25 protein-coding genes are annotated in these 21,233 nt (G+C 61.6%); 10 read left to right on the forward strand and 15 right to left on the reverse strand.

What is annotated here, in order from left to right; all coding sequences use genetic code 11:
- Nucleotides 1-5: 5 nt before the first annotated feature.
- From IFT59_RS00535 to IFT59_RS00545, 3 genes are all read right to left on the reverse strand, one after another.
- Nucleotides 6-320: a hypothetical protein gene (locus IFT59_RS00535; RefSeq protein ID WP_192085655.1), complete on the reverse strand. Its 315-nt coding sequence runs from the start codon at nucleotides 318-320 to the stop codon at nucleotides 6-8.
- 129 nt (nucleotides 321-449) lie between these two features.
- The gene (locus IFT59_RS00540; RefSeq protein ID WP_192085657.1) at nucleotides 450-905 is read right to left on the reverse strand and encodes a cyclic nucleotide-binding domain-containing protein; all 456 of its coding nucleotides are present in this window, start codon (nucleotides 903-905) and stop codon (nucleotides 450-452) included.
- A gap of 24 nt (nucleotides 906-929) precedes the next feature.
- Entirely contained in the window at nucleotides 930-1,610 is a 681-nt protein-coding gene (locus IFT59_RS00545; RefSeq protein WP_062462280.1) for a response regulator transcription factor, read from the reverse strand.
- Nucleotides 1,611-1,733: 123 nt separating this feature from the next.
- Between IFT59_RS00545 and IFT59_RS00550 the strand changes: the two genes are divergently transcribed.
- Nucleotides 1,734-2,285, forward strand: coding sequence for a L,D-transpeptidase family protein (locus IFT59_RS00550; protein WP_192087066.1), 552 nt, complete (start codon nucleotides 1,734-1,736; stop codon nucleotides 2,283-2,285).
- A 15-nt stretch (nucleotides 2,286-2,300) separates the two neighbouring features.
- Here the strand turns inward: IFT59_RS00550 and IFT59_RS00555 are convergent, their stop codons facing one another.
- Together IFT59_RS00555 and leuC are read right to left on the reverse strand one after the other, a co-directional pair.
- A complete protein-coding gene (locus IFT59_RS00555) occupies nucleotides 2,301-3,131 on the reverse strand; it encodes an EamA family transporter (RefSeq protein ID WP_192085659.1) in 831 nt (276 codons plus the stop codon).
- 212 nt (nucleotides 3,132-3,343) lie between these two features.
- Nucleotides 3,344-4,753 carry a 3-isopropylmalate dehydratase large subunit gene (gene leuC / locus IFT59_RS00560; protein WP_192085661.1) on the reverse strand — a complete coding sequence of 470 codons (1,410 nt, stop codon included), beginning with the start codon at nucleotides 4,751-4,753 and terminating at the stop codon, nucleotides 3,344-3,346.
- Nucleotides 4,754-5,082: 329 nt separating this feature from the next.
- Between leuC and IFT59_RS00565 the strand changes: the two genes are divergently transcribed.
- Nucleotides 5,083-6,111: a sensor domain-containing diguanylate cyclase gene (locus IFT59_RS00565; RefSeq protein ID WP_092659257.1), complete on the forward strand. Its 1,029-nt coding sequence runs from the start codon at nucleotides 5,083-5,085 to the stop codon at nucleotides 6,109-6,111.
- A gap of 30 nt (nucleotides 6,112-6,141) precedes the next feature.
- On the opposite strand, the gene IFT59_RS00570 is transcribed toward IFT59_RS00565, so the two are convergent.
- The 3 genes from IFT59_RS00570 to rplS form a co-directional block, all read right to left on the reverse strand.
- Nucleotides 6,142-6,978, reverse strand: a complete 837-nt coding sequence (locus tag IFT59_RS00570; protein WP_192085663.1) for an amino acid ABC transporter permease — start codon at nucleotides 6,976-6,978, stop codon at nucleotides 6,142-6,144.
- Between the two features lie 40 nt (nucleotides 6,979-7,018).
- Complete coding sequence (locus IFT59_RS00575; RefSeq protein ID WP_192077865.1) at nucleotides 7,019-7,816, reverse strand: transporter substrate-binding domain-containing protein; 798 nt, start codon at nucleotides 7,814-7,816, stop codon at nucleotides 7,019-7,021.
- A gap of 205 nt (nucleotides 7,817-8,021) precedes the next feature.
- Nucleotides 8,022-8,558: a 50S ribosomal protein L19 gene (gene rplS / locus IFT59_RS00580; protein WP_062462300.1), complete on the reverse strand. Its 537-nt coding sequence runs from the start codon at nucleotides 8,556-8,558 to the stop codon at nucleotides 8,022-8,024.
- Nucleotides 8,559-8,828: 270 nt separating this feature from the next.
- Here rplS and IFT59_RS00585 point away from each other — a divergent pair, with 270 nt between their 5' ends.
- On the forward strand, nucleotides 8,829-9,575 hold the full coding sequence (locus IFT59_RS00585) for a sulfite exporter TauE/SafE family protein (protein WP_192085665.1): 747 nt from the start codon (nucleotides 8,829-8,831) through the stop codon (nucleotides 9,573-9,575).
- Here the strand turns inward: IFT59_RS00585 and trmD are convergent.
- The 5 genes from trmD to ffh all read right to left on the reverse strand — a co-directional run bounded on the left by trmD (nucleotide 9,572) and on the right by ffh (nucleotide 13,284).
- A complete protein-coding gene (gene trmD, locus IFT59_RS00590; protein WP_192085666.1) occupies nucleotides 9,572-10,252 on the reverse strand; it encodes a tRNA (guanosine(37)-N1)-methyltransferase TrmD in 681 nt (226 codons plus the stop codon). The genes IFT59_RS00585 and trmD overlap by 4 nt on opposite strands.
- Nucleotides 10,253-10,257: 5 nt before the next feature.
- Complete coding sequence (gene rimM / locus IFT59_RS00595; protein WP_192085668.1) at nucleotides 10,258-10,824, reverse strand: ribosome maturation factor RimM; 567 nt, start codon at nucleotides 10,822-10,824, stop codon at nucleotides 10,258-10,260.
- A 131-nt stretch (nucleotides 10,825-10,955) separates the two neighbouring features.
- On the reverse strand, nucleotides 10,956-11,321 hold the full coding sequence (rpsP, locus tag IFT59_RS00600; protein WP_062462306.1) for a 30S ribosomal protein S16: 366 nt from the start codon (nucleotides 11,319-11,321) through the stop codon (nucleotides 10,956-10,958).
- Nucleotides 11,322-11,379: 58 nt separating this feature from the next.
- Nucleotides 11,380-11,694: a chorismate mutase gene (locus IFT59_RS00605; RefSeq protein ID WP_062462309.1), complete on the reverse strand. Its 315-nt coding sequence runs from the start codon at nucleotides 11,692-11,694 to the stop codon at nucleotides 11,380-11,382.
- Between the two features lie 12 nt (nucleotides 11,695-11,706).
- Nucleotides 11,707-13,284: a signal recognition particle protein gene (gene ffh / locus IFT59_RS00610; protein WP_192085670.1), complete on the reverse strand. Its 1,578-nt coding sequence runs from the start codon at nucleotides 13,282-13,284 to the stop codon at nucleotides 11,707-11,709.
- A 406-nt stretch (nucleotides 13,285-13,690) separates the two neighbouring features.
- On the opposite strand from ffh, the gene IFT59_RS00615 reads away from it, so the two are divergent.
- The 7 genes from IFT59_RS00615 (at nucleotide 13,691) to IFT59_RS00645 (ending at nucleotide 20,414) form a co-directional block, all read left to right on the forward strand.
- A complete protein-coding gene (locus tag IFT59_RS00615; RefSeq protein ID WP_062462318.1) occupies nucleotides 13,691-14,764 on the forward strand; it encodes an MBL fold metallo-hydrolase in 1,074 nt (357 codons plus the stop codon).
- 63 nt (nucleotides 14,765-14,827) lie between these two features.
- Nucleotides 14,828-15,415: a biliverdin-producing heme oxygenase gene (locus IFT59_RS00620; protein WP_092659269.1), complete on the forward strand. Its 588-nt coding sequence runs from the start codon at nucleotides 14,828-14,830 to the stop codon at nucleotides 15,413-15,415.
- Between the two features lie 112 nt (nucleotides 15,416-15,527).
- Nucleotides 15,528-16,448: a diaminopimelate epimerase gene (gene dapF / locus IFT59_RS00625; RefSeq protein ID WP_192085672.1), complete on the forward strand. Its 921-nt coding sequence runs from the start codon at nucleotides 15,528-15,530 to the stop codon at nucleotides 16,446-16,448.
- Nucleotides 16,445-17,731 (forward strand): tRNA (N(6)-L-threonylcarbamoyladenosine(37)-C(2))-methylthiotransferase MtaB, encoded by a 1,287-nt coding sequence (mtaB, locus tag IFT59_RS00630; protein WP_192085674.1) that lies wholly within the window; start codon nucleotides 16,445-16,447, stop codon nucleotides 17,729-17,731. Before dapF ends, mtaB begins: the two co-directional genes overlap by 4 nt.
- Nucleotides 17,732-17,747: 16 nt before the next feature.
- A complete protein-coding gene (gene ftsY / locus IFT59_RS00635; protein ID WP_192085676.1) occupies nucleotides 17,748-19,124 on the forward strand; it encodes a signal recognition particle-docking protein FtsY in 1,377 nt (458 codons plus the stop codon).
- Between the two features lie 55 nt (nucleotides 19,125-19,179).
- Nucleotides 19,180-19,830 (forward strand): septation protein A, encoded by a 651-nt coding sequence (locus tag IFT59_RS00640; protein ID WP_062462334.1) that lies wholly within the window; start codon nucleotides 19,180-19,182, stop codon nucleotides 19,828-19,830.
- A gap of 8 nt (nucleotides 19,831-19,838) precedes the next feature.
- Nucleotides 19,839-20,414 carry a DUF2585 domain-containing protein gene (locus IFT59_RS00645; RefSeq protein ID WP_446737821.1) on the forward strand — a complete coding sequence of 192 codons (576 nt, stop codon included), beginning with the start codon at nucleotides 19,839-19,841 and terminating at the stop codon, nucleotides 20,412-20,414.
- Between the two features lie 36 nt (nucleotides 20,415-20,450).
- Here IFT59_RS00645 and IFT59_RS00650 read toward each other — a convergent pair whose 3' ends face one another.
- Both IFT59_RS00650 and ccmD read right to left on the reverse strand, forming a co-directional pair.
- Nucleotides 20,451-21,062 carry a DsbE family thiol:disulfide interchange protein gene (locus tag IFT59_RS00650; RefSeq protein WP_192085680.1) on the reverse strand — a complete coding sequence of 204 codons (612 nt, stop codon included), beginning with the start codon at nucleotides 21,060-21,062 and terminating at the stop codon, nucleotides 20,451-20,453.
- On the reverse strand, nucleotides 21,059-21,232 hold the full coding sequence (gene ccmD, locus IFT59_RS00655; RefSeq protein WP_192085682.1) for a heme exporter protein CcmD: 174 nt from the start codon (nucleotides 21,230-21,232) through the stop codon (nucleotides 21,059-21,061). The genes IFT59_RS00650 and ccmD overlap by 4 nt, the downstream gene beginning before the upstream one ends.
- Nucleotide 21,233: the final 1 nt, after the last annotated feature.

The following is a 21,233-nucleotide window of genomic DNA, read 5'->3' on the forward strand; positions in this document are numbered from 1 at the left end:
GCCGTCTAGCGGCTGTGCTTATGTTCCGATGGATCGTCGCTTAGAGCATTGAAATAGGTTTGGTTTTCCGGCGTCATTCGCGATTGGAACCGGGCGCGTTGATCGATGAGACGGTTCATCTCGCGGTTTGATTTCCAGGACCAGATCAGCAAGCCCAAGAGATAAACGCCGCCCAAACCAGCGAAGATTTTAGTTGCCCAGAACGCGAATTCACCAGCTGGAGCTGGAAGCATCTCCCAGGAAATAAGCGATGCCATTATTCCGGCGAGGGCTCCGACAATGATTGCCGCTTTACCGATACTGCTTTTTTTGCCTTGCATGGCCACCCCTAAGCTTGTCCGCGCAAATTAACACGCAAAAATTGCCATGCGGGGTCGCTGCAATTTCGTGGTTAATCAAGCATTTAGGGTGAGGGATGGTCGACTAGGGAAGCAGCTAGCAGCCAAACTTCAGCGGAACCGGTGCTGCATGGCGAGCGCTGCCTTGGCGAGGTTGACGATGTTGTCGCGGATGCGGTTTTCGATGAGACGACCGACCTGGGGATATTCTTCCAGCAGGCGCTCGAACAGGGATCGGCCGATCCTGAGCGTTTCGGAATCTTCGGCCGCGATTGCCGTGAACTTGCGCTCGACCATGGTCACCAGCGCGAGCTCGGATAGAAGCGTGCCGGGCCCGACCGTCTTGTCGAGACGAACGGTGCCGTCGCGGGTGGTCGAGTAGAGGTCGAAACTGCCTTTGCAGACGATGAAGGCGGATTCGGCGGGGGAACGCTCGCGAAACAGCTCCTGGCCGCCGGATGTCGAGCGTCGTTCCGCCCCGAACGCAATCAGCCGCAGCTGGTCGCCATCCAGTTCCCTGAAAAGCGGCACTTGCGACAGAAGCCGGATATCGTCGGACAGTGCCATTTTACGGGTTTGCGGTCTTCGGGGTTAAGGAACGATCTTGTATCCACCGTTTTCCGTCACCAGAATCTCAGCATTCGAGGGGTCGCGCTCGATCTTCTGTCTCAGACGATAGACATGGGTTTCCAGTGTATGCGTTGTAACGCCGGAATTATAGCCCCATACTTCTTCCAGAAGAATATCGCGTGTGACGACCTTCAGCCCTGCGCGATAGAGATAGCGGATGATCGCCGCTTCCTTTTCGGTCAGACGGATCTTCTTGCCATCGTCCGTGGTCAGAAGCTTCTGGCTCGGCTTGAACAGGTAGGGGCCGACGGTGAACGTGGCGTCCTCGCTCTGTTCGTACTGGCGAAGCTGGGCGCGGATACGCGCAAGCAGCACGGCAAAGCGGAACGGCTTCGTCACGTAATCGTTGGCGCCTGCTTCGAGGCCGAGGATCGTGTCGGAATCGGTGTCGTGGCCGGTCAGCATGATGATCGGGGCCTTGAAGCCGTTCTTGCGCAGAACCTTGACCGCCTCGCGGCCGTCCATATCCGGCAAGCCGACATCCATGATCAGCAGATCGACCTGGGTCGCCTTGGCGGTATTGACCGCCTTGGTTGCATTGGCTTCCTGCAGGATCGAGAATTCGTCGTAGAAGCCGAGCTGCTCCACAAGGGTCTCGCGCAGATCATCGTCGTCATCGACCAGCAGTATCGTTCTCGCCATGCAGTTCTTGCCTTCCGTAGCGCCTATTGCGTTTGTAAGACGTATCTAGGGATCTTCGATGTAAAACCCAACCCGCTATGAATTCAAACGAAATCATATTCAAAGCAAAACCTTGTGAGTGAAATGCATCGTTTTCGCGAGAAAGATCACAAAATCGGACCCGTGGTCGTGGTTCGTACCGCGCCGCGAGACCGCCGGCGTGCCATCGTGACATGTGGCGGGATCACCGTTCAGGCAGCGCTGGGGCGATCCGGGACGACCGCCTTCAAGCGCGAAGGCGACGGAGGAACGCCGATTGCCGCGATGCGGATCCTCAGCGGCTTCATCCGCGGCGACCGTCTTTCCGTGCCGGGCACGCGGCTTCCGCTTCGCCGCATCGGCCACGACATGCTGTGGTGCGACGAGCCGAAGCACCCGGCCTACAACCGCCTGGTGAAGGCCCCGTTCAAACCCTCCCATGAGGAGATGCAACGGGCAGACGAACTCTACGATATCTGCCTCGTGCTCGACTGGAACATCACCTCGCGCAAGCGCCACGGCGGCTCGGCCATCTTCTTCCACCTGATCCGCCCAGGCTACCTGCCGACAGCCGGCTGTGTCGCGGTTCACCCGCGCGACATGAAGCGGCTGCTGCCGTTTCTGCGCAAGGGGACGGTGGTGCGGGTTTTGGGGTGAGGCTTTTCGGATGGGCTACCGGCCGATGGCAATCGCGCCGGCCGCCACGATGAGCCCTGCCACGATGCGCTTCGGTGTGAGTGTCTCGCCGAGGAACAGCCTGCCGATGATCATCGCGAAGACCACGCTCGTTTCGCGGATTGCGGTGATGGGACCGGCAGGTCCCATGGAGTAGGCGATGATGACGACGCCATAGGCGATCAGAACGAAGATGCCGGCCAGCAGGGCCTTGCGGGTTTCCCGCTCGCGGATGTCGAGGCGCAAGCGCCCCCGCATCAGCGTATACGCGACAATCAGCAGCACGCCATAGGTGAACAGCACCCAGGCTGCATAGGCACCTGGATCGGGCAGATCGCGTACGCCGATGGAATCAACCGTCGCGTAGGTGGCGATGATCAGGCCGGTCAGCAGCGCCCACAAAATGGACGTGGTCGGCGCGCGCTGGCTGCCGGTCGAGAGGCTCATGATGCCAGCCGCTACCAGGATTAAGCCGAGAATCTGGGAAGAGGTGAGCGTTTGTCCCATCATCAGGAAGCCGCCGAGTGACACCAGAAGCGGCACGGAGCCGCGCACGATCGGGTAGACCTGTCCGAGGTCGCCCAGCCGGTAGGCGAAGACGAGGAAGATGCTGTAGGCCACCTGCAGCATCGATGAGGCGAGGATAAACCCGAGGCCTGCGGCCGTCGGCCATGGAAACCACAGCATGACCGGGAGAGCGGCGAGAATGCCCGTGATGCCCATCACGGTGAGCGACCATAGCCTGTCGGCGCCCGAGCGCAGGAATGCATTCCAGCTGGCATGCATGACGGCGGCTGTAAGCGCCAGCGCGATGACGGTCGGGCTCATTGCTTGGCGATCCTTCCGGCCCGCGGCAAAAGACGGAGCGGGCAGACAGGCATTGCCGTACCGATCTCCTTAAAAATCTACCGTATTGGCGCGTCCCGAAAGGTCAAACGTGTTTTCCTGAACCGGCTGTGAGCGCTGCTCATCGCAGCAAAAAGCCGCCGGATGCTTTCACATCCAGCGGCTTCGCTTGTCTGGCATGAAGAGCCTTCAGCCTATTTCCAGTCGCGGATATCCACGAAGCGACCGGCGACGGCGGCAGCTGCTGCCATGGCCGGTGAGACCAGGTGGGTGCGGCCCTTGGAGCCCTGACGGCCCTCGAAATTGCGGTTCGAGGTCGAAGCGCAGCGTTCATAGGGGTTCAGGCGGTCGTCGTTCATAGCAAGGCACATGGAGCAGCCCGGCTCGCGCCAATCGAAACCGGCAGCCTTGAAGATCCGGTCGAGACCTTCGGCTTCCGCCTGTTCCTTGACGAGGCCGGAGCCCGGAACGACCATGGCCGACACCGTCGACGCAACGGTCTTGCCTTCGACCATCTTTGCCGCAGCGCGCAGATCCTCGATGCGGCCGTTGGTGCAGGAGCCGATGAAGACGCGATCGATGGTGATGTCGGTCATCTTCGTGCCCGGCGTCAGGCCCATATATTCGAGCGCGCGCCATTTGGAGGTGCGCTTGTTCTCGTCCTTGATCTGGTCCGGATCCGGCACCGTGCCTTCGATCGTGGTGACGTCCTCGGGCGAGGAGCCCCAGGAAACGATCGGGGGCAGGGCGGCGGCATCCAGCACGACGACCTTGTCGTAATGGGCGCCTTCGTCCGTGTGCAGCGTCTTCCAGTATTCGACGGCCATATCCCAGGCGGTGCCCTTCGGCGCGCGCGGCTTGCCCTTGATATACTCGAACGTCGTCTCGTCAGGCGCGATCAGGCCGGCACGGGCGCCGCCTTCGATCGTCATGTTGCAGACGGTCATGCGGCCTTCCATGGAGAGCGACCGGATCGCCTCGCCGGCGAACTCGATGACGTGTCCGGTGCCGCCGGCCGTGCCGATCTCGCCGATAATCGACAGGATGACGTCCTTTGCCGTGACGCCGGCGGGCAGTTTGCCGTCGACGCGGACCAGCATGTTCTTTGCTTTTGTCTGCAGCAGCGTCTGGGTGGCCAGAACGTGCTCCACTTCCGATGTGCCGATCCCGTGCGCCAGCGAACCGAAGGCGCCGTGCGTCGAGGTATGGCTGTCACCGCAGACGATCGTCATGCCCGGCAGGGTAAAACCCTGTTCCGGCCCGACGATATGGACGATACCCTGGCGGACATCGCTTTCGGAAAAGTATTCGACGCCGAAATCCCTGGCGTTTTCCGCCAGCGCCTCGACCTGGATGCGGCTCTCCTCGTTCTTGATCCCGAGGTGACGGTCAGGCGAGGTCGGCACGTTGTGGTCGACGACGGCGAGCGTGCGCTGTGGCGAGCGCACCTTGCGTCCGGCAAGGCGCAGGCCCTCGAAGGCCTGCGGGCTCGTCACCTCATGCACCAGGTGACGGTCGATATAGAGAAGACAGGTATCGTTTTCATCGCGGGAGACGACGTGGTCGTCCCAGATCTTGTCATACAAAGTACGAGGTGCGCTCATGGCTGCGGTCCAATAAGATTGAGAATGGGTGGGGAAATAGAGGCGGCATCTTAGGCCGCGCCGGACATGTCTGCCCGGTCAGCTAAGTCGGCTGCATAGAGCGCCGGATACGCGCGCAAAAAAGCGTGACGGCAGACGCTTGTGGTCCTGCAGCACGATCATGCGGTTCGCGAGACATCCGAATTTCGATCCCATGGCAAAGGGTGTAGCAGTTTTTTGAATTCTCGGCAATTGCCTCCAGAAAACGTACATGCGAGAACGCTACTAAAGGAACCCCCTCATGGGGGGCCGGTCTGCAGCGCCTCCCGGGCCTGAAAGAGGAGACGAGAATGGCTTTGCCAGCCCAGCTTCCCGACAACGAGGCTGAACGCCTGCTCTCTGTGCGGGCCCTGATTTCCGCCGACGGACCCTCCACGCCGGAGCTCGAGGCGCTTGTGAAGCTTGCCAAGGATGTGTTCACGACGCCTTATGCGGCCGTCAACATCGTCGACGCCGATTGGCATCGGGTGGCCTGCCAAGTTGGCATTCGAACGAGCGAATGCCCGCGCGACATCTCGATCTGCTCCCGTGTCGTGTTCGACAACGAGGTCGTGGTGGTTCCCGATCTTGCCCGCCATCCGGAACTGCGCGATCTTCCTTATGTGCTGGGCGAGCCGGGTTTCAGGTCCTATGCCGGTGCGCCGGTCGCGCTGGAGCCGGGTCTTCCCGTTGGTGCCTTCTGCCTTCTCGATACCGAGCCGCGCGAATTCAGCGACCGGGAGATCGCCAATCTCATGCATTTCGCCGAGGTGGCGAGCGGTCTTTTGCGGCTGCAGAAGGCAAATCATGTGATGGGTTTTGCCGAGGAAAAGCTGCGGCTGGCCGCAATCACCGATCCGATGACCGGGTTCTACAATCGCGCGGCGCTGGTCTCGATCGTCGACGGCATGCTGGCCGATGCGTTTTCGGCGCAGCAGACGGTCGGCGTTCTCTACATGGATATGGACGGGTTCAAGACGATCAACGACACGCTCGGCCATCCCGCTGGCGATGAAGTGCTGAAGCAGGCGGCGCAACGCATTACCGAATGCCTCGGTGTCCAGGAAATTGCCGTCAGGATGGGTGGCGACGAGTTCGCCGTCTTCGTACCGAACCTTGCCAATGCCGATGCGCTGGCCGGTCTTTCGGAACGCCTCGTGAAACGGTTCCGCAGCCCGTTTGCCGTGGGCAGGCATATCGTCAATGCACGTCTGAGCGTGGGTGCTGCCCTTGCGCCGCATGCAGGGTCGGATCGCCTCAGCCTGTTGCAGGCCGTGGACGAAGCGCTGTACGAGGCGAAGGCATCCGGCCGCGACAGGTTCGTCCTCAGGTCCTCCTGACGGCTCGCAAAGGAAACGTCCTTCGCCGCACTATCGGCGGCTTGCCTTTCTGATCCCCTGTTCCCGCATCTTCTTTTCGACCTGCCGCAAGGCGATCGACAGGCCGATCGTCAGGATCAGGTAGATATAGGCGACGATCGAATAGGTCTCGAAAAACCGGAACGAGCCGGACGCATAGATCTTGCCGGCCTGGCTGATATCGGCGACGCCGAGAACCGAGACGAGGGAACTGTCCTTCACCATGGCAACGAAGTCGTTCGAGAGCGGCGGGAAGATCACCCGTATCGCTTGCGGAAAGATGACGAGGCGAAAGCGCTGACCCCGCGTCAACCCGAGCGCCATGGCCGCTTCGACCTGGCCGCGATCGATGGACTGGAAACCGGCGCGAAAGATCTCGGCGATAAAGGCCGAATAGCCGATCGTCAGCGCAATGATCGCACGCCACATCAAAGAGAGATCACGGACCTGCATCGGCTCGAGAAAGCCGCCGTCGACCAGCGGCGCGATCAGGACATTGTAAAAACCGACGATCGCCGATGCGCCGGCAAAGGCAATGTAGAACAATAGAACCAGGATGGGGATGCCGCGCACGACTTCCACGTAGAATCGCGCCGCTTGCCGGAGCGCGAGGCGATCGGAAAGGCCCGCAAGGGCGATGGCCAGCCCCAGAGCGGTGGCAAGCACGAAGGCCGTGACCGTCACGAACACCGTCACCCAGATGCCGCGCGAGACGGTGGCGAAAACCTGGGCATAGAGATCGTTGACGACGATCACGGCTGCGAGCGCGAGGCCTATGACGACGACGGCTGCGAGCCACCACGGACGATCACCATCGCCGCCCGATGTCGGCAGGGTCTGAAAGGTCATCAGGTTTCGACCCTGTCCGCGGTGCCTGCCATCCTGATGGTCACTGGCCCATCTTGTAGTCGAGGAACCACTTTTTGTTCAGGGCATCCAGCGTGCCGTCGGCTTTCAGCGCGGCGATCGCGGCGTTGACGGGCGCTGCGAGATCCGATCCTTTCTTGAAGATGAAGCCGAAATCTTCGGCTCCGAGCGGGCCGCCGATCACCTTCAACCCGCCGTTCGACGCGTCGACATAGCCTTTGGCCGCGACGCTGTCGGTCAGCACGAGATCGACGTCGCCGCCTTTCAACGCCTGCACGGTTGCGCCAAAGGTCTCGAACAGCTTGATGCGCGGGTTCTGCTCGTTGCCGTCGAGGATGCTGTAGACTGACGTGTAGAAGGGCGATGTGCCCGGCTGGGCGCCGATCAGTGCGCCGTCTACGGCCGCAAAGGCCTTTTCATCGGCAAAGCGGGTTTCGTCGCCACGCACCAGCATGAACTGTTCGGAGCGCAGGTAGGGATCGGAGAAGTCGACCTGTGCCTTGCGTTCATCCTTGATGGTGATGCCGGTCATGCCGATGTCGTACTGGCCATCGGACACGGCCTGGATCATCGCGTCCCAGCTGACGTTCTGGTACTCGACCTTGAAATTCAACCGCTTGGCGATCTCGTTCATCGCATCATACTCCCAGCCGATCGCCTTGCCCGTCTTCGGATCGACGAACTGCAGGGGCGGGTAGGCGTTTTCGGTGACGACGACGACCGATCGGGCCTTCAGGTCCGGCAGGTTTTGCGCAAAAGCAGTGACCGGTGCCAGGCTTGCAACTGCGAGGGCGGCAATGACAAAACGTCTTTTCAGCATGGGGCGATCCTCAAGAGAAATATCTCAGCCAAATCTCACCAATTTCTGCGGGAAGACAAGCACAACCATTCCCTCAGACGAAGATCGCTGGGTTTGCCTTTGCAGACGCAACTGCAGTGGGGTCGATATCAATGCCCGAGGGCAATCGCAGGCAATAAAAAAGGCGGCCAAACGGCCGCCTTTTCGCATCCCATGAAGGGAAATCTTATTCAGCAGATGCTGCTTCTGCAGCCTTTGCTTCTTCCGCAGCCTTCGCTTCAGCGGCTTCTGCTGCTGCCTTGTCGGCGGCGAGAGCCTGTGCTGCTGCGATCTTTTCAGCTTCGATGCGTGCCTTTTCTTCGACAACTGCAGCGCGCTCGGCTTCGTTCAGCTTGCGTGCACGCGTGCCGGTGTTCTCGACGATACGAGCCGACTTACCGCGACGATCGCGCAGGTAGTACAGCTTGGCGCGACGGACGCGACCGCGGCGAACGATTTCGACGCCTTCGACGAGCGGCGAGTAGACCGGGAATACGCGCTCGACGCCTTCGCCGTAGGAGATCTTGCGAACGGTGAAGCTTTCGTTGATGCCGCCGCCGGAACGGGCGATGCAAACGCCTTCATAGGCCTGTACGCGGGTACGGGTGCCTTCCGTCACGCGGACGTTGACGCGGACGGTGTCGCCCGGGGAAAATTCTGGAAGCGAGCGCTTGGCTTCGATCTTGGCGACCTGTTCGGCCTCAAGCTGCTGGATGATGTTCATGTGTCAAACCTCAGGTTTTTCTGAAACAGCCAGAGCGCTCTTAGGATCCGTTGGTCAAAGCCTCTGGATCTGCCTTGCGGCAGAGCGTTTCGCCATTCTTTGTTGCTGGCAGACGGGACAGTTTTCCCATTTCCGTTCGCGCCATTACACGAAAGGCATGCGCTTGTCATCGGGCATGCCGCAATTTTGTGGCGATCGGTGGCGTTTTCGCCGCTTGCTGCCTCTCTATAGCAGGTCTAAAGGCTGACCGAAAAGAATTCGGGAGGATTCATGTCGATCACCATGGTGGTGCTGCTGGCCGCTGCCGGCTTTTTCTCGGGTGCCGCCAACGCGATTGCCGGCGGCGGAACGTTTCTCGTTTTCGGCGCCTTGACGCTTGCCGGCGTGCCGCCGATCGCGGCCAACGCAACATCGTCGATCGTGCAGTTTCCGGGCTATGTCACCTCGACGCTTGCCTATCGCCGCGAGATTGCCAGCCACTGGCGAAGTGCTTTGGCGCTCGCAATCGTCTCCGTCATCGGCTCGATTTTGGGAGCGTTGATCCTGCTGGCGCTCGACAATGACGCGTTTCGCCAGGTCGTGCCGTGGCTCCTGGGCGCTGCGACCGCCGTGTTTGCGGCAGGCCCGTGGCTGAAGCCGAAAGCCTCGTCCGAGCGCCCTGCCAACTCGCCGCTTTCGGTCATCGGTCAGTTCCTGACATCGATCTATGGTGGGTTCTTCGGGGCCGGAATGGGGATCATGATGTTGGCGGTGCTGGGGCTGACGACCGGCGGCAGCTATCACCATCTCAATGCGCTGAAGAACATGCTGGCGGCGCTGATTGCCGGCGTCGCGATCGTCGTCTTCGTCGGCGGCGGCGTGATTGCCTGGCCGGAAACGATCATCATGATGCCGGCCGGCGCGCTCGGCGGCTATTGCGGCGTGTGGCTCGCACGACGCGTTCCGCAGGCAGTGCTGCGCTGGTGCGTGGTGGCGGTCGGCGCAGGCCTGACCGTCTACTATTTCGTCACCGGCTAGCTTTCGTTCAGCAGGTCCGGGCGGCGTTCCCGAGTAAGCCGCAGCGACTGTTCGAGCCGCCATTTCTCGATCGCGGCATGGTTGCCGGAGGTCAGAATAGCGGGGATTGCCCGGTCTTCGAAGACCTGTGGACGCGTATAGTGCGGGTGTTCGAGCAGGCCGTGCTCGAAGCTTTCGTGGGTGCCGGACAGCGCATTGCCCATCACGCCCGGCAGAATGCGAACGACGCTGTCGAGCAGCGTCAAAGCGGCCGGCTCGCCGCCCGAAAGGATATAGTCGCCGATCGACACTTCCTCGAGCTGGCGTGCATCGATCACCCGCTGGTCGACGCCTTCGAAACGTCCGCAGACGATCACCACGCCCTCGCCCTCGCCAAGCTCGCGAACGCGCTTTTGGCTGAGCGGCTTTCCGCGCGGGCTCATCAGCAGGCGGGGACGGTTGTCATCTGCGAGGGAATCGATCGCCTTGCCGAGAATATCCGCCCGCAGCACCATGCCGGCGCCGCCGCCGGCCGGCGTGTCGTCCACGGTGCGGTGCTTGTCCTCGGCGAAATCACGGATCTGCATCGCCTCAAGCGACCACTGCCCGCGTTCCATCGCTTTTCCGGAGAGGGAAAAGCCGAGATGGCCGGGAAACATTTCCGGATAGAGGGTGAGCACCGTGGCGCGAAACGGCATCGCGGTCACTTGTCCTTACGCGGAAAATTCGAGTTCGCGCCGTCTTCGTCCGGGTTTTCGATGAGGCCTGCGGCTTCGGGATCAATCAGGATCTTGCCGCCTTCGAGATCGATCTCCAGAACGGCTGCCTCGGTAAACGGAATGAGCGACGGACGACGGCCGGGGCCTTTCAGCTCCAGAAGGTCGCCCGCGCCGAAATCGAACACGGCGCTGACCGTGCCAAAGCTCTTGCCGTCCTTGTCGACCGCTTCCAGGCCCTCTAGGTCGGCGTAGTAGAATTCGTCGTCGTCCAGTCCCTCGTCCGGCAGGTTGTCACGGTCGACGAACAGCTCGATGCCGTTCAGCGCTTCTGCATCCTCGCGGCTGTTGATGCCGCGGAAGCGGACGATGACGACGGTTTTCGCCTCGCGGATATCGAGGATCTCGAAGACCCGGCCGTCCGCGGTGTAAAGGTTGCCGTAGTCGCCGAGCGCCGTCGGATCCTCTGTAAAGGATTTCACCCGCACCTCGCCCCGCAGGCCCTGGGCAGCGCCGATCGTTGCCATCAGAACTGGGTTTTCGAGCTTGGTCATGCGGGAAGGCTCCGGTTTCTTCGCGCCCATTTAAGCGCAACACAGTGAAATGAAAACAGTCTCGGCGGAATGAAAACAGCAAAACGGGCGGTGCGTTGCCGCACCACCCGTCGAATCAAAAGAAGCGGATCTTATTCCGCGGCAGCAGCTGCCTTGGCGTCTTCGATCTTCTTTGCGCGCTCGGCAGTGCGTTCCTGAGCCTTCTTGCCCGGCTTTGCCTTTTCCGGGTTGCTCTTGGCATCGCGCTGGCCAACGCCGGCTTCTGCCAGGAAGCGCAGAACGCGGTCGGTCGGCTGTGCGCCGTTGTCGAGCCAATGCTGAACGCGCTCTACGTTGACTTCAACGCGCTTTGCGTCGTCCTTGGCAAGCATCGGGTTCCACGAACCGACCTTTTCCAGGAAGCGGCCGTCACGCGGCGAACGGGCGTCAGCGACGACGATCGTGTAGTAAGGACGCTTCTTCGAGCCACCACGGGCAAGACGGATCTTCAAGGGCATTGTATTCACTCCTAGGTTTGTCTGGGCCGCCGTCCCGGCGGGCCGTGTCGTTATTGGTTTAAGCTGTTTCCTTACCGCCGTGTTCGGCGGCGATGGCTTCATGATGCCGGATGACTTCCTTGATGACGAAGTTCAGGAACTTCTCGGCGAAATCCGGGTCCAGATGAGCGTCGTCGGCCAGGCGGCGAAGGCGTTCGATCTGGTATTCCTCGCGCGCCGGGTCTGCCGGCGGCAAATCGTATTGGGCTTTGAGGACGCCCACTTCCTTGGTGCAGCGAAAGCGTTCCGCCAGCATATGCACCAGTGCCGCATCGATATTGTCGATCGACTGGCGGTAGCTCGAAAGCTTTGCCTTGATTTCAGGGTCAACCATCGTGTCCTCCCCTTACTTCTTCTTGCCAGGCAGGCCGGGAAGACCCGGGAAGCCGCCGAGGCCGGGGAGCTTTCCGCCGCCAAGACCCGGCATTCCACCGCCGAGACCCGGCATGGAGCCAGGCTTCATGCCGGCAGCTTCGGCCTGCTTCTGCAGGGCTTCCAGCTGCTTCGGATCGAGCTTGGAAAGATCGGGCATGCCGCCCATTCCACCCATTCCGCCACCCATGCCACCAAGACCCATCTTGCCGGCAAGGCCGCCCATCATCTGCTTCATCATGCCGCCCTTGCCCTTGCCGCCCATCATTTTCATCATGTCGGCCATCTGGCGGTGCATTTTCAGCAGCTTGTTGATTTCGGATGCGTCCGTGCCGGAGCCGGCTGCGATGCGTTTCTTGCGGGAGTGCTTCAGCATATCCGGGTTGGCGCGTTCGGCCTTCGTCATCGAGCCGATGATGGCGATCTGGCGGTCGAACATCTTGTCGCTCATGCCGGATGCGGCAAGCTTGTCCTTCATGCCGGCCATGCCGGGCATCATTCCCATGATGCCGCCCATGCCGCCGAGCGATTTCATCTGGCGCAGCTGGTCGGCAAGGTCGTTCAGGTCGAACTTGCCCGACTGCATCTTCTTGGCCATCGCCGCGGCTTTTTCCGCGTCGATGTTTTCGGCTGCCTTTTCGACCAGGCTGACGATGTCGCCCATGCCGAGAATACGGTCGGCGATGCGGCGGGGATGGAACTCTTCGAGTTCGTTCATCCGTTCGCCGACACCGATCAGCTTGATCGGCTTTCCGGTGACAGCGCGCATCGAAAGCGCTGCACCGCCGCGGCCATCGCCATCCATGCGGGTCAGAACGAGGCCGGTAATGCCGACGCGTTCGTCGAAATTGCGCGCCAGGTTGACGGCGTCCTGGCCGGTCAGGCTGTCGGCCACCAGCAGGATTTCATGCGGGTTGGACTTCCGCTTGATTTCCGCCATTTCGGCCATCAGCGGTTCGTCGATATGCGTGCGGCCGGCGGTGTCGAGGATGACGACGTCATGGCCGCCGAGCTTGGCCGCCTGGACGGCGCGCGCGGCGATATCGGTCGGCGACTGGCCGGCAATGACCGGCAGCGTATCGACGCCGGTCTGGGCGCCAAGCTGGCGCAACTGTTCCTGAGCTGCCGGACGTCGCGTATCGAGCGACGCCATCAGCACCTTTTTCTTTTCGCGGTCGGTCAGCCGCTTGGCGATCTTGCCTGTGGTCGTGGTCTTACCCGAACCCTGCAGACCGACCATCATGATGACAACAGGGGCCGCGGCATGCAGGCTGATGCCGACGCCTTCGGTCCCGAGCATTTCGACCAGTTCGTCATGGACGATCTTGACGACCATCTGGCCGGGCTTGATCGATTTCAGAACCTCGGCGCCGACGGCCTTTTCACGAACCTTGTCGGTAAAGGCGCGCACCACTTCCAGCGCCACGTCGGCTTCCAGAAGCGCACGGCGAACCTCGCGCAGGGCGGCGGATACATCCGCTTCGCTCAATGCGCCACGGCCGGTCAGTCCATTCAGAATGGAGCCAAGACGGTCCTGGAGGTTTTCGAACATCGTGTATTCCTTCTTCGTTTCCGGGTGCCCAAAAACGTCGGTTCTTTCGCCGGCAAATACAAGGCACCAAGGAGTACGCAAAGCCAAATAGCACCCGAGGGCGCCACGCGCTGTCGGGTGTTGACCTCCGGGTTTCCGAATAGTTCGGCTCCCGGTCGGCGGCTCCAAGTTCTCGGACTTGTCAGCAGATTGCCGGGCTTAAACAGGAAATGGGGGTGGAAGTCAAGGCGCGCCGGGGTTTTGCCGCGGGCGAGGGCATCCGCTGACGAGATGCCGGAGATCTGATGTTGCCGCAAGCTTCCGCCCGTGCGCGAATTGCCGTATTCTATAGGGGATATATGCGAACCTAGATAGAGGTGGCCTTGATGGCGCAGCTCTTGCAAACCCTGGTGATCGAACAGACCTCATGAAACGTCGCAATTTTCTCAAATGGTCCGGGATCGGCGCAGTGGTAGCCCTTGCCGGCGGGTTGACCGCAAGAGGTGCCATGGCAGCCAACAGCTATTATTCCGGGCCGGTATCCGATCACTTCGACGGAACGCATTTCTTCAATCCCGGCGGAGAGGAGCCGCGCGGAACTCTCGATCTCCTGCGCTGGAAGTTCGGCAACGGCAATATTCCCTGGCCGGACACGTTTGCCAGCCCGTTTCCGCAGGCCGTGCCGGAGACGCGCGTGACCGGCAATCGTCTTGTCGTCACCATGGTCGGCCATGCGTCGCTGCTGATCCAGGTTGCCGGCGTCAATATTCTGACCGATCCGGTCTGGTCGGAGCGTGCCAGTCCGGTCTCCTTCGCCGGGCCCAAGCGGGTCAATCCGCCGGGTATCCGCATCGGTGATCTGCCGCCGATTGATATCGTGCTCGTTACCCACAATCACTACGACCACATGGATCTCGAGACGCTGTGGGTGCTTGAGGGCCGCGACAAGCCGCATTTCATCACACCGCTCGGCAATGATGCGATCATCCGCTCCAAGGTGCCGGATGCGAAGATCACGGTCATGGACTGGGGCGGCAGCGAGACCGTCGCGCCCGGCGTCGTGTTTCACTGCGAGCCCTGCCATCACTGGTCGGCGCGGGGTCTCGGTGACCGGCGCAAGGCGTTGTGGGCGGCCTTCGTGTTTGAAACGCCGGCCGGCAAGGTCTATCATGTGGGCGATACCGGATTTCACGAGGGCGTCAACTATCGCGCCGCGGGCAGTAAGCATGGTCCTTTCCGCCTCGCGAACCTGCCGTTCGGCGCCTATGAGCCGCGCTGGTTCATGAAGGCGCAGCATCAGGATCCGCAGGAAGCCGTCGAAGGTATGCAGCTTTGCGGAGCCTCCTTTGTTGCCGGGCATCATTGGGGCACGGTCAAGCTGACGGACGAGGGCATCGACCAGCCGGTCGAGGCGCTGTTTGCGGCGCTCGACAGTCGTGGTATTGCGCGTGAACGATTCCGGCCGATGCGGGCAGGTGAGGTTTTCGACGTTCCGGCGTGACGGAGCTTGACGAGCCGCTCCACAGTTTGCTTGATGCGGAAACATGAGTGAATGGGGCAAGATATGCAGATCGAACTGGACCGCCTGACGGACGCTACTCGCATCCAGCGCCTCAAGGCGCAGACAGCGGGTACGCATGATACGCTCGACAAGCGGATCATGCGGGCGGAGCCATTCGCCAATCGCGAGCGCTATGCCTTGTTTCTCGACGTGCAGCATCGGTTCCACGCCGATGTCGCGCCGCTCTACGCGGCCGCCGAACTCAACCGGCTGCTGCCCGGCCTTGCCGAGCGTTGCCGGTTGGAAGCGCTTCGCCACGACATCGCGGATCTCGGCGGCGTGCCGGAACAGCTGGGATCAACGACCGGCCCCCTCAATCCTGCGACCGCACTCGGCTGGCTCTATGTCGCCGAAGGCTCCAATCTCGGCGCAGCCTTCCTGCGCAAGGAAGCGGCCAAGCTCGGGTTGTCGGATGATTTCGGCGCGCGGCATCTGGCCGGCCACACGGACGGCCGCGGTCTGCATTGGCGCAATTTCGTTTCGGCCTATAACGAGCTTCTGCTGACCGAGGCGGAGGAACTCGAGGCGGCTGAAGGCGCCAGGGCGGCGTTCCGCCGGGTGCATGCGCTGGTCGACCAGATCTTCGGATGACACGATCGGAGAATGGCGATCGCAGCACAAGTTGCGCGCGCTACTGGCAATTCGTGGCGATTTCCGCCATATACGGCCGATGACCGGTAATTTACCGCACGGGTTGGCAATCATGGCAGAACAGGTCGAATTTGCGCGCATGAACGGGCTTGGCAACAAGATCCTGGTCATCGACATGCGCGGTCGCGCCGACAAGGTCACGCCGGAAGCAGCCGTTGCGCTCAACGCTGATGCTGCGACGCAGTTCGACCAGATCATGGCGATCCACGATCCGAAGATTGCGGGTACCGACGCGTTTATCGACATCCTGAACTGCGACGGCAGCAAGGCCCAGGCCTGCGGCAACGGCACGCGCTGCGTCGTGCAGGCCTTGAGCTCCGAGACTGGCCGCAAGGTTTTCACCTTCCAGACGGTTGCCGGCATTCTCAATGCGCGTGAGCACGAGGATGGCACGATCTCGGTCGATATGGGCAAGCCGGCCTTTGCCTGGGACAAGATCCCGTTGTCGGAAGAATTCTACGACACCAGCCGGATCGAGCTGCAGATCGGCCCGATCGATGCGCCGATCCTGCATTCGCCGTCCGCGATGGCGATCGGCAATCCGCACGCGATCTTCTGGGTCGACCGCGACCCGATGGACTTCGATCTGGAACGGTTCGGACCGCTTCTCGAAAACCATCCGATCTTTCCGGAAAAGGCGAATATCACGCTTGCGCAGGTGACATCGGAAACGTCGCTGCGTACCCGCACATGGGAACGCGGCGCGGGGCTGACGCTTGCCTGCGGTTCCGCCGCCTGTGCCGCCGGCGTGTCCGCTGCGCGCACCGGCCGCACGGGTCGCACCGTGACCATCGATGTTGCCTCAGCGCCCACCCGGCAGCCGCTCGTCATCGAGTGGCGTGAAGACGATCACGTGGTGATGACCGGGCCTGCGGAATGGGAATGGTCCGGCAAGGTCGATCCGGTCAGCGGTGAATTTTCGCGTGACGAGGAACTGGGGCAGGGCGCTCACCAAGGGGCGCAGGTCCATTGAGTGGCGTCGAGGTCATCACCTTTGGCTGTCGGCTGAACACCTACGAATCGGAAGTGATGCGGGCGGAGGCCGAAAAGGCCGGGCTCAACAATGCCGTGCTGGTCAATACTTGTGCGGTAACGTCCGAAGCGGTGCGCCAAGCCCGCCAGACGATCCGCCGCGTGCGCCGTGACAATCCGCATGCCCGTATCGTCGTCACGGGATGCGCCGCCCAGACCGAAAAGCAGGCGTTTGCCGAGATGCCCGAAGTGGACATGGTGCTCGGCAACGAGGAAAAGCTGAAGAGCCAATCCTACCGCGCGCTTCCGGATTTCGGCGTGTCGTCGGAAGAGAAACTTCGCGTCAACGACATCATGAGCATCAAGGCGACGGCGCCGCAGATGATCCGTCATATCGACGGTCACGTGAGGGCCTTCATCCAGGTCCAGAACGGCTGCGACCATCGCTGCACCTTCTGCATCATCCCTTATGGTCGCGGTAATTCCCGTTCGGTGCCAATGGGCGCGGTCGTCGAACAGGCGCGCCGGCTTGTCGAAGGCGGGTATCGTGAGATCGTGCTGACCGGCGTCGATGCCACCAGCTACGGCGGCGACCTTCCCGGCCAGCCGACGCTCGGGCTTCTCGCGAAGACGCTTCTGAAGCAGGTGCCTGAAATCCTGCGGCTGCGGCTGTCGTCTATCGACAGTATCGAGGCGGACAATCACCTCTGGGATCTGATCGCCGACGAGCCGCGCTTCATGCCGCATCTGCACCTCTCGTTGCAGCATGGCGACGACATGATCCTGAAGCGGATGAAACGCCGCCACAGTCGCCGCGAGGCTTTCGCCTTCGTCGAACAGGCGCGGCGCCTGCGGCCCGAAATCGCATTCGGCGCCGACATGATCGCCGGGTTTCCGACCGAGACGGAAGAGATGTTTGAGAATTCGGCGACGCTTGCGCAGGACGCCGCCATTTCCTTTCTGCATGTTTTCCCCTATAGCCCGCGTCCCGGAACGCCGGCCGCGCGGATGCCGCAGCTCGACCGGGCAGTGGTCAAGGAGCGTGCAGCACGGCTTCGTGCAACGGGTGAAGCGTTGCATAATGCCCATCTCGACCGCATGGTGGGGACCGAACAGATCGTCATCGTCGAAAACAACGGCCTGGCGCATACCGAAAACTTTTCGCTGGTCGCCGTGCCGGGGCTGGTTCCCCGGAACGTCCAGCGCATTATGATAACTGGCCATAACGGCAAACATCTCGACATGCGGGTCATGGCCGCTCCCGCCACAGAGCGGGCGGCCTGACCGGAACGGATTTCTTATGGCACTGAGTTTCATCAAACGCGTCTTCACCTTCGGCGACGTCCCCCCCGAACAGCAGGTCGAAGATCGCGCTCCGGCACCGATCACCGAAGCGGATTCCGTTCAGGCGGAGCTTGAACCCAAGACACGCGCGGAAGACCTGCCCGTTGCCGCTGTCGATCCGGTGGCCGCGATCGAGATGGAGACTGCCGGCGGACCGGTGTCAGATGCGCCGGCCGACATGGCTGACGTCGACGCGCCGGTTTCAGAGACCGCCATTGAGGACGACGCTGCCATTCTCCCGGGTGTCGAGGAAACCTCCGAACTCGGTATCGTGCCGCTGTCGCTGCTCGAAGCCGAAGCGGCGGCAGATGTTGATTCCGCCCCGCTGCCGGCGCCCGTTCTTCCCAAGGGCTTTTCCACCGCCAGCGCGGAACCGGAAACGGTCACCATTGTGCCGCCTGCCAAACTCACCTGGTTCCAGCGTCTGCGCGAAGGTCTGTCGCGGACTTCGTCGCAGCTGACTGGCCAGATCGCGGCGCTGTTTACCAAGCGCAAGCTGGACGACCAGACGCTCGAGGATCTCGAGGATCTGTTGATCCAGGCCGATCTCGGCGTCGAGACCGCGATGCGCATCACCGGCACGCTGTCTTCCGAACGCTACGGCAAGGACGTGACCGGCGAGGATGTGTCGCGCATCATGTCGGCTGAGATCACCAAGGTTCTGACGCCGGTTGCCAAGCCGTTGCAGCTCGATCTCAGCCACAAGCCGCATGTCATTCTCGTCGTCGGCGTCAACGGCACCGGCAAGACGACGACGATCGGCAAGCTTGCGGCAAAACTTTCGGGCTCGGGGCTGAAGGTGATGCTGGCGGCCGGCGATACGTTCCGTGCCGCTGCCATCGAGCAGCTGAAAATCTGGGCCGACCGGACGGAATCGCAGTTTATCGGCACCAAGCTCGGCGCCGATGCGGCGGGTCTTGCCTATGACGCTTTCGAACAGGCGCGTGCCAACAAGTCGGATGTGCTGATCATCGACACGGCCGGCCGGTTGCAGAACAAGACCGAGCTGATGGCGGAACTCGAAAAGATCGTTCGCGTGCTGAACAAGCTCGATCCGGACGCGCCGCATACGGTGCTGCAGACGCTCGATGCGACGACGGGCCAGAATGCGATGAACCAGGTCGAGATCTTCCGCAATATCGCCGGCGTCAGCGGTCTGATCATGACCAAGCTCGACGGCACCGCGCGCGGCGGTATCCTTGTCGCGATCGCCGCCAAGCACAAGCTGCCGGTCTATTTCGTCGGCGTCGGCGAAGGGGTCGACGATCTCGAGCCTTTCGAGGCCAAGGATTTCGCCGAAGCGATCGCCGGGCTGGCGCCCGCGCCCCATTGATGACACACAGAAACGAATTTGCTCCAGGCAATTACTGGCTTTAAAGTTGGACCCCATGCAGACGATTGAAAGCGACACCAAGCCGACCAAGGAAGAAAAGCAGCATCCGGGCCTGAAAATGGCGCTGGAGCTCGGGCCGCTCCTGGTGTTCTTCTTCGGCAACCTGCGCGGCGAATGGCTGGTGCAGAAATTCCCGGCGCTTTCGGCCGTCGGCGGCCCGCTTCTGGTGGCAACCGCGCTGTTCATGGTCGCCACGGTGATCTCGCTGGTGATCTCCAAGATCGTCTTCAAGCATCTGCCGGTCATGCCCTTCGTGTCGGGCGTGGTCGTCATGGTGTTCGGGTCGCTGTCGATCTGGCTGCAGGACGAAACCTTCATCAAGATGAAGCCGACCATCGTCAACACGCTGTTCGGCGTGGTGCTGCTCGGCGGGCTTTTCTTCGGCAAGTCGCTGCTCGGCTATGTCTTCAATGCCGCCTTCAGCCTGAATGAAGAGGGCTGGAGAAAGCTCACCCTGCGCTGGGGGATCTTCTTCCTGTTTCTCGCCGTGCTCAACGAAGTGGTCTGGCGCAATTTCTCCGACGAGGCCTGGGTCAACTTCAAGGTCTGGGGCACGATGCCGATCACCATCCTGTTCACGCTGTCGCAGATGCCGCTGATCATGCGGCACTCCGTCGAAGAGCCGAAATCAGGTTCCGAGGTGTGACTGCCGGGGTGCTGTCCTCAAGCGGTTCATCCGGACGGCGCTGGCTTGTCGCAGCACTCGTGCTGTTTGTGGCGCAGATCGTCATTCTCTACGCGATGGGCCGCGTTCCGATCTGCGAATGCGGCTACATAAAACTGTTCGAGCCTGAGGTGAACTCGCCGGGCAATTCCCAGCATCTGGGCGACTGGTATGTACCGTCCCACATCATCCATGGTTTTCTGTTCTACGGCTTCGGATGGCTGATCCTGCGCCGTGCGTCGGTGCCGGCCCGGTTCTCGCTTGCCGTCCTCCTCGAGGCCGCGTGGGAAATCGCCGAGAATTCGCCCGTCATCATCGACCGCTACCGGACCGCGACGATGGCGCTTGGGTATTCGGGCGACAGCATCATCAACTCGGCGATGGATACGGTGTTCATGGCGCTCGGCTTCCTGTTTGCCGCGCGCGCGCCCATCTGGCTCACCGTCTGCATCGCCCTGTTCTTCGAACTCTTCACCGGCTGGCTGATCCGCGACAACCTCGTCCTCAACGTGCTGATGCTGGTCTGGCCCGTCGATGCGATCAAGGTCTGGCAAAACTCGGTTTGAGGCGTTGAACAAGATTTAGAAGCAGCACGTGCCGGCTCAGCCTTTGCCTGCCGCTTTTTCGATGGCCGGTAGCAGATCCTGGGTGACGCTGCGGGTGTCGAAGGGGCCGACCTTCTTGTAGAGGATCGTGCCGTCGGGGCCGACCAGATAGCTTTCCGGAATGCCGTAGACGCCCCAATCGATCGCGGACTTGCCGTTCGGATCGATGCCGATCGCCTTGTAGGGGTTGCCGAGCTCGCCGAGGAAGCGCAGCGCGTTGTCGTTGCGGTCCTTGTAGTTGATGCCGACGATGGTGAGCCTGTTGTCTTCCGCCAGTTGCTTCAGGATCGGGTGTTCCTGCCGGCAGGGGACGCACCAGGAGGCGAAAACATTGACCAGCGTCAGCTTGCCGGCAATGGCCGGAGAGGTCAGTGCCGCGGTCCTCGAGCCTTCGAGAGGCGGTAGCGCGAGGGACGGCGCTTTCTTGCCGATCAGGGCTGACGGAATGGACGAGATGTCGCGTCCGTTGACATCCTGATCGTAGAGCATCTTGCCGGCGATTGTGGCAAAGCCCGCGAAAGCAAGAAGCGGGATCAGCGCGAAGGCATAACGGGCGAGACCGCGGCGCTTCGGCTGGATGTCCTGCGAGGACGAGGATTCGGTGCTCATGCCTTGCCGCCTTCCGGTACTTTCGCGGACCGGCGGCGGATGCCGGCTGCTTCGAGCTGCGCAAGCTCCCTTCGGCGGGCGCGGCCATCGAGCCAGACCCAGCCGATCAGACAGAGCGAGACGAGGCCGGCAATTCCATAGGACATGGCGATATAGAATGTGTGGCTCATG

The organism is Rhizobium sp. CFBP 8752, assembly GCF_014842035.1.
Taxonomy (GTDB): Bacteria; Pseudomonadota; Alphaproteobacteria; order Rhizobiales; family Rhizobiaceae; genus Neorhizobium; species Neorhizobium soli.

What these genes read in the sequence shown, in the direction of transcription:
- IFT59_RS00535 (WP_192085655.1), bottom strand. Translation starts at nt 320, where the DNA reads ATGCAAGGCAAAAAAAGCAGTATCGGTAAAGCGGCAATCATTGTCGGA.
- IFT59_RS00540 (WP_192085657.1), bottom strand. Translation starts at nt 905, where the DNA reads ATGGCACTGTCCGACGATATCCGGCTTCTGTCGCAAGTGCCGCTTTTC.
- IFT59_RS00545 (WP_062462280.1), bottom strand. Translation starts at nt 1,610, where the DNA reads ATGGCGAGAACGATACTGCTGGTCGATGACGACGATGATCTGCGCGAG.
- IFT59_RS00550 (WP_192087066.1), top strand. Translation starts at nt 1,734, where the DNA reads ATGCATCGTTTTCGCGAGAAAGATCACAAAATCGGACCCGTGGTCGTG.
- IFT59_RS00555 (WP_192085659.1), bottom strand. Translation starts at nt 3,131, where the DNA reads ATGAGCCCGACCGTCATCGCGCTGGCGCTTACAGCCGCCGTCATGCAT.
- leuC (WP_192085661.1), bottom strand. Translation starts at nt 4,753, where the DNA reads ATGAGCGCACCTCGTACTTTGTATGACAAGATCTGGGACGACCACGTC.
- IFT59_RS00565 (WP_092659257.1), top strand. Translation starts at nt 5,083, where the DNA reads ATGGCTTTGCCAGCCCAGCTTCCCGACAACGAGGCTGAACGCCTGCTC.
- IFT59_RS00570 (WP_192085663.1), bottom strand. Translation starts at nt 6,978, where the DNA reads ATGACCTTTCAGACCCTGCCGACATCGGGCGGCGATGGTGATCGTCCG.
- IFT59_RS00575 (WP_192077865.1), bottom strand. Translation starts at nt 7,816, where the DNA reads ATGCTGAAAAGACGTTTTGTCATTGCCGCCCTCGCAGTTGCAAGCCTG.
- rplS (WP_062462300.1), bottom strand. Translation starts at nt 8,558, where the DNA reads ATGAACATCATCCAGCAGCTTGAGGCCGAACAGGTCGCCAAGATCGAA.
- IFT59_RS00585 (WP_192085665.1), top strand. Translation starts at nt 8,829, where the DNA reads ATGTCGATCACCATGGTGGTGCTGCTGGCCGCTGCCGGCTTTTTCTCG.
- trmD (WP_192085666.1), bottom strand. Translation starts at nt 10,252, where the DNA reads ATGCCGTTTCGCGCCACGGTGCTCACCCTCTATCCGGAAATGTTTCCC.
- rimM (WP_192085668.1), bottom strand. Translation starts at nt 10,824, where the DNA reads ATGACCAAGCTCGAAAACCCAGTTCTGATGGCAACGATCGGCGCTGCC.
- rpsP (WP_062462306.1), bottom strand. Translation starts at nt 11,321, where the DNA reads ATGCCCTTGAAGATCCGTCTTGCCCGTGGTGGCTCGAAGAAGCGTCCT.
- IFT59_RS00605 (WP_062462309.1), bottom strand. Translation starts at nt 11,694, where the DNA reads ATGGTTGACCCTGAAATCAAGGCAAAGCTTTCGAGCTACCGCCAGTCG.
- ffh (WP_192085670.1), bottom strand. Translation starts at nt 13,284, where the DNA reads ATGTTCGAAAACCTCCAGGACCGTCTTGGCTCCATTCTGAATGGACTG.
- IFT59_RS00615 (WP_062462318.1), top strand. Translation starts at nt 13,691, where the DNA reads ATGAAACGTCGCAATTTTCTCAAATGGTCCGGGATCGGCGCAGTGGTA.
- IFT59_RS00620 (WP_092659269.1), top strand. Translation starts at nt 14,828, where the DNA reads ATGCAGATCGAACTGGACCGCCTGACGGACGCTACTCGCATCCAGCGC.
- dapF (WP_192085672.1), top strand. Translation starts at nt 15,528, where the DNA reads ATGGCAGAACAGGTCGAATTTGCGCGCATGAACGGGCTTGGCAACAAG.
- ftsY (WP_192085676.1), top strand. Translation starts at nt 17,748, where the DNA reads ATGGCACTGAGTTTCATCAAACGCGTCTTCACCTTCGGCGACGTCCCC.
- IFT59_RS00640 (WP_062462334.1), top strand. Translation starts at nt 19,180, where the DNA reads ATGCAGACGATTGAAAGCGACACCAAGCCGACCAAGGAAGAAAAGCAG.
- IFT59_RS00650 (WP_192085680.1), bottom strand. Translation starts at nt 21,062, where the DNA reads ATGAGCACCGAATCCTCGTCCTCGCAGGACATCCAGCCGAAGCGCCGC.
- ccmD (WP_192085682.1), bottom strand. Translation starts at nt 21,232, where the DNA reads ATGAGCCACACATTCTATATCGCCATGTCCTATGGAATTGCCGGCCTC.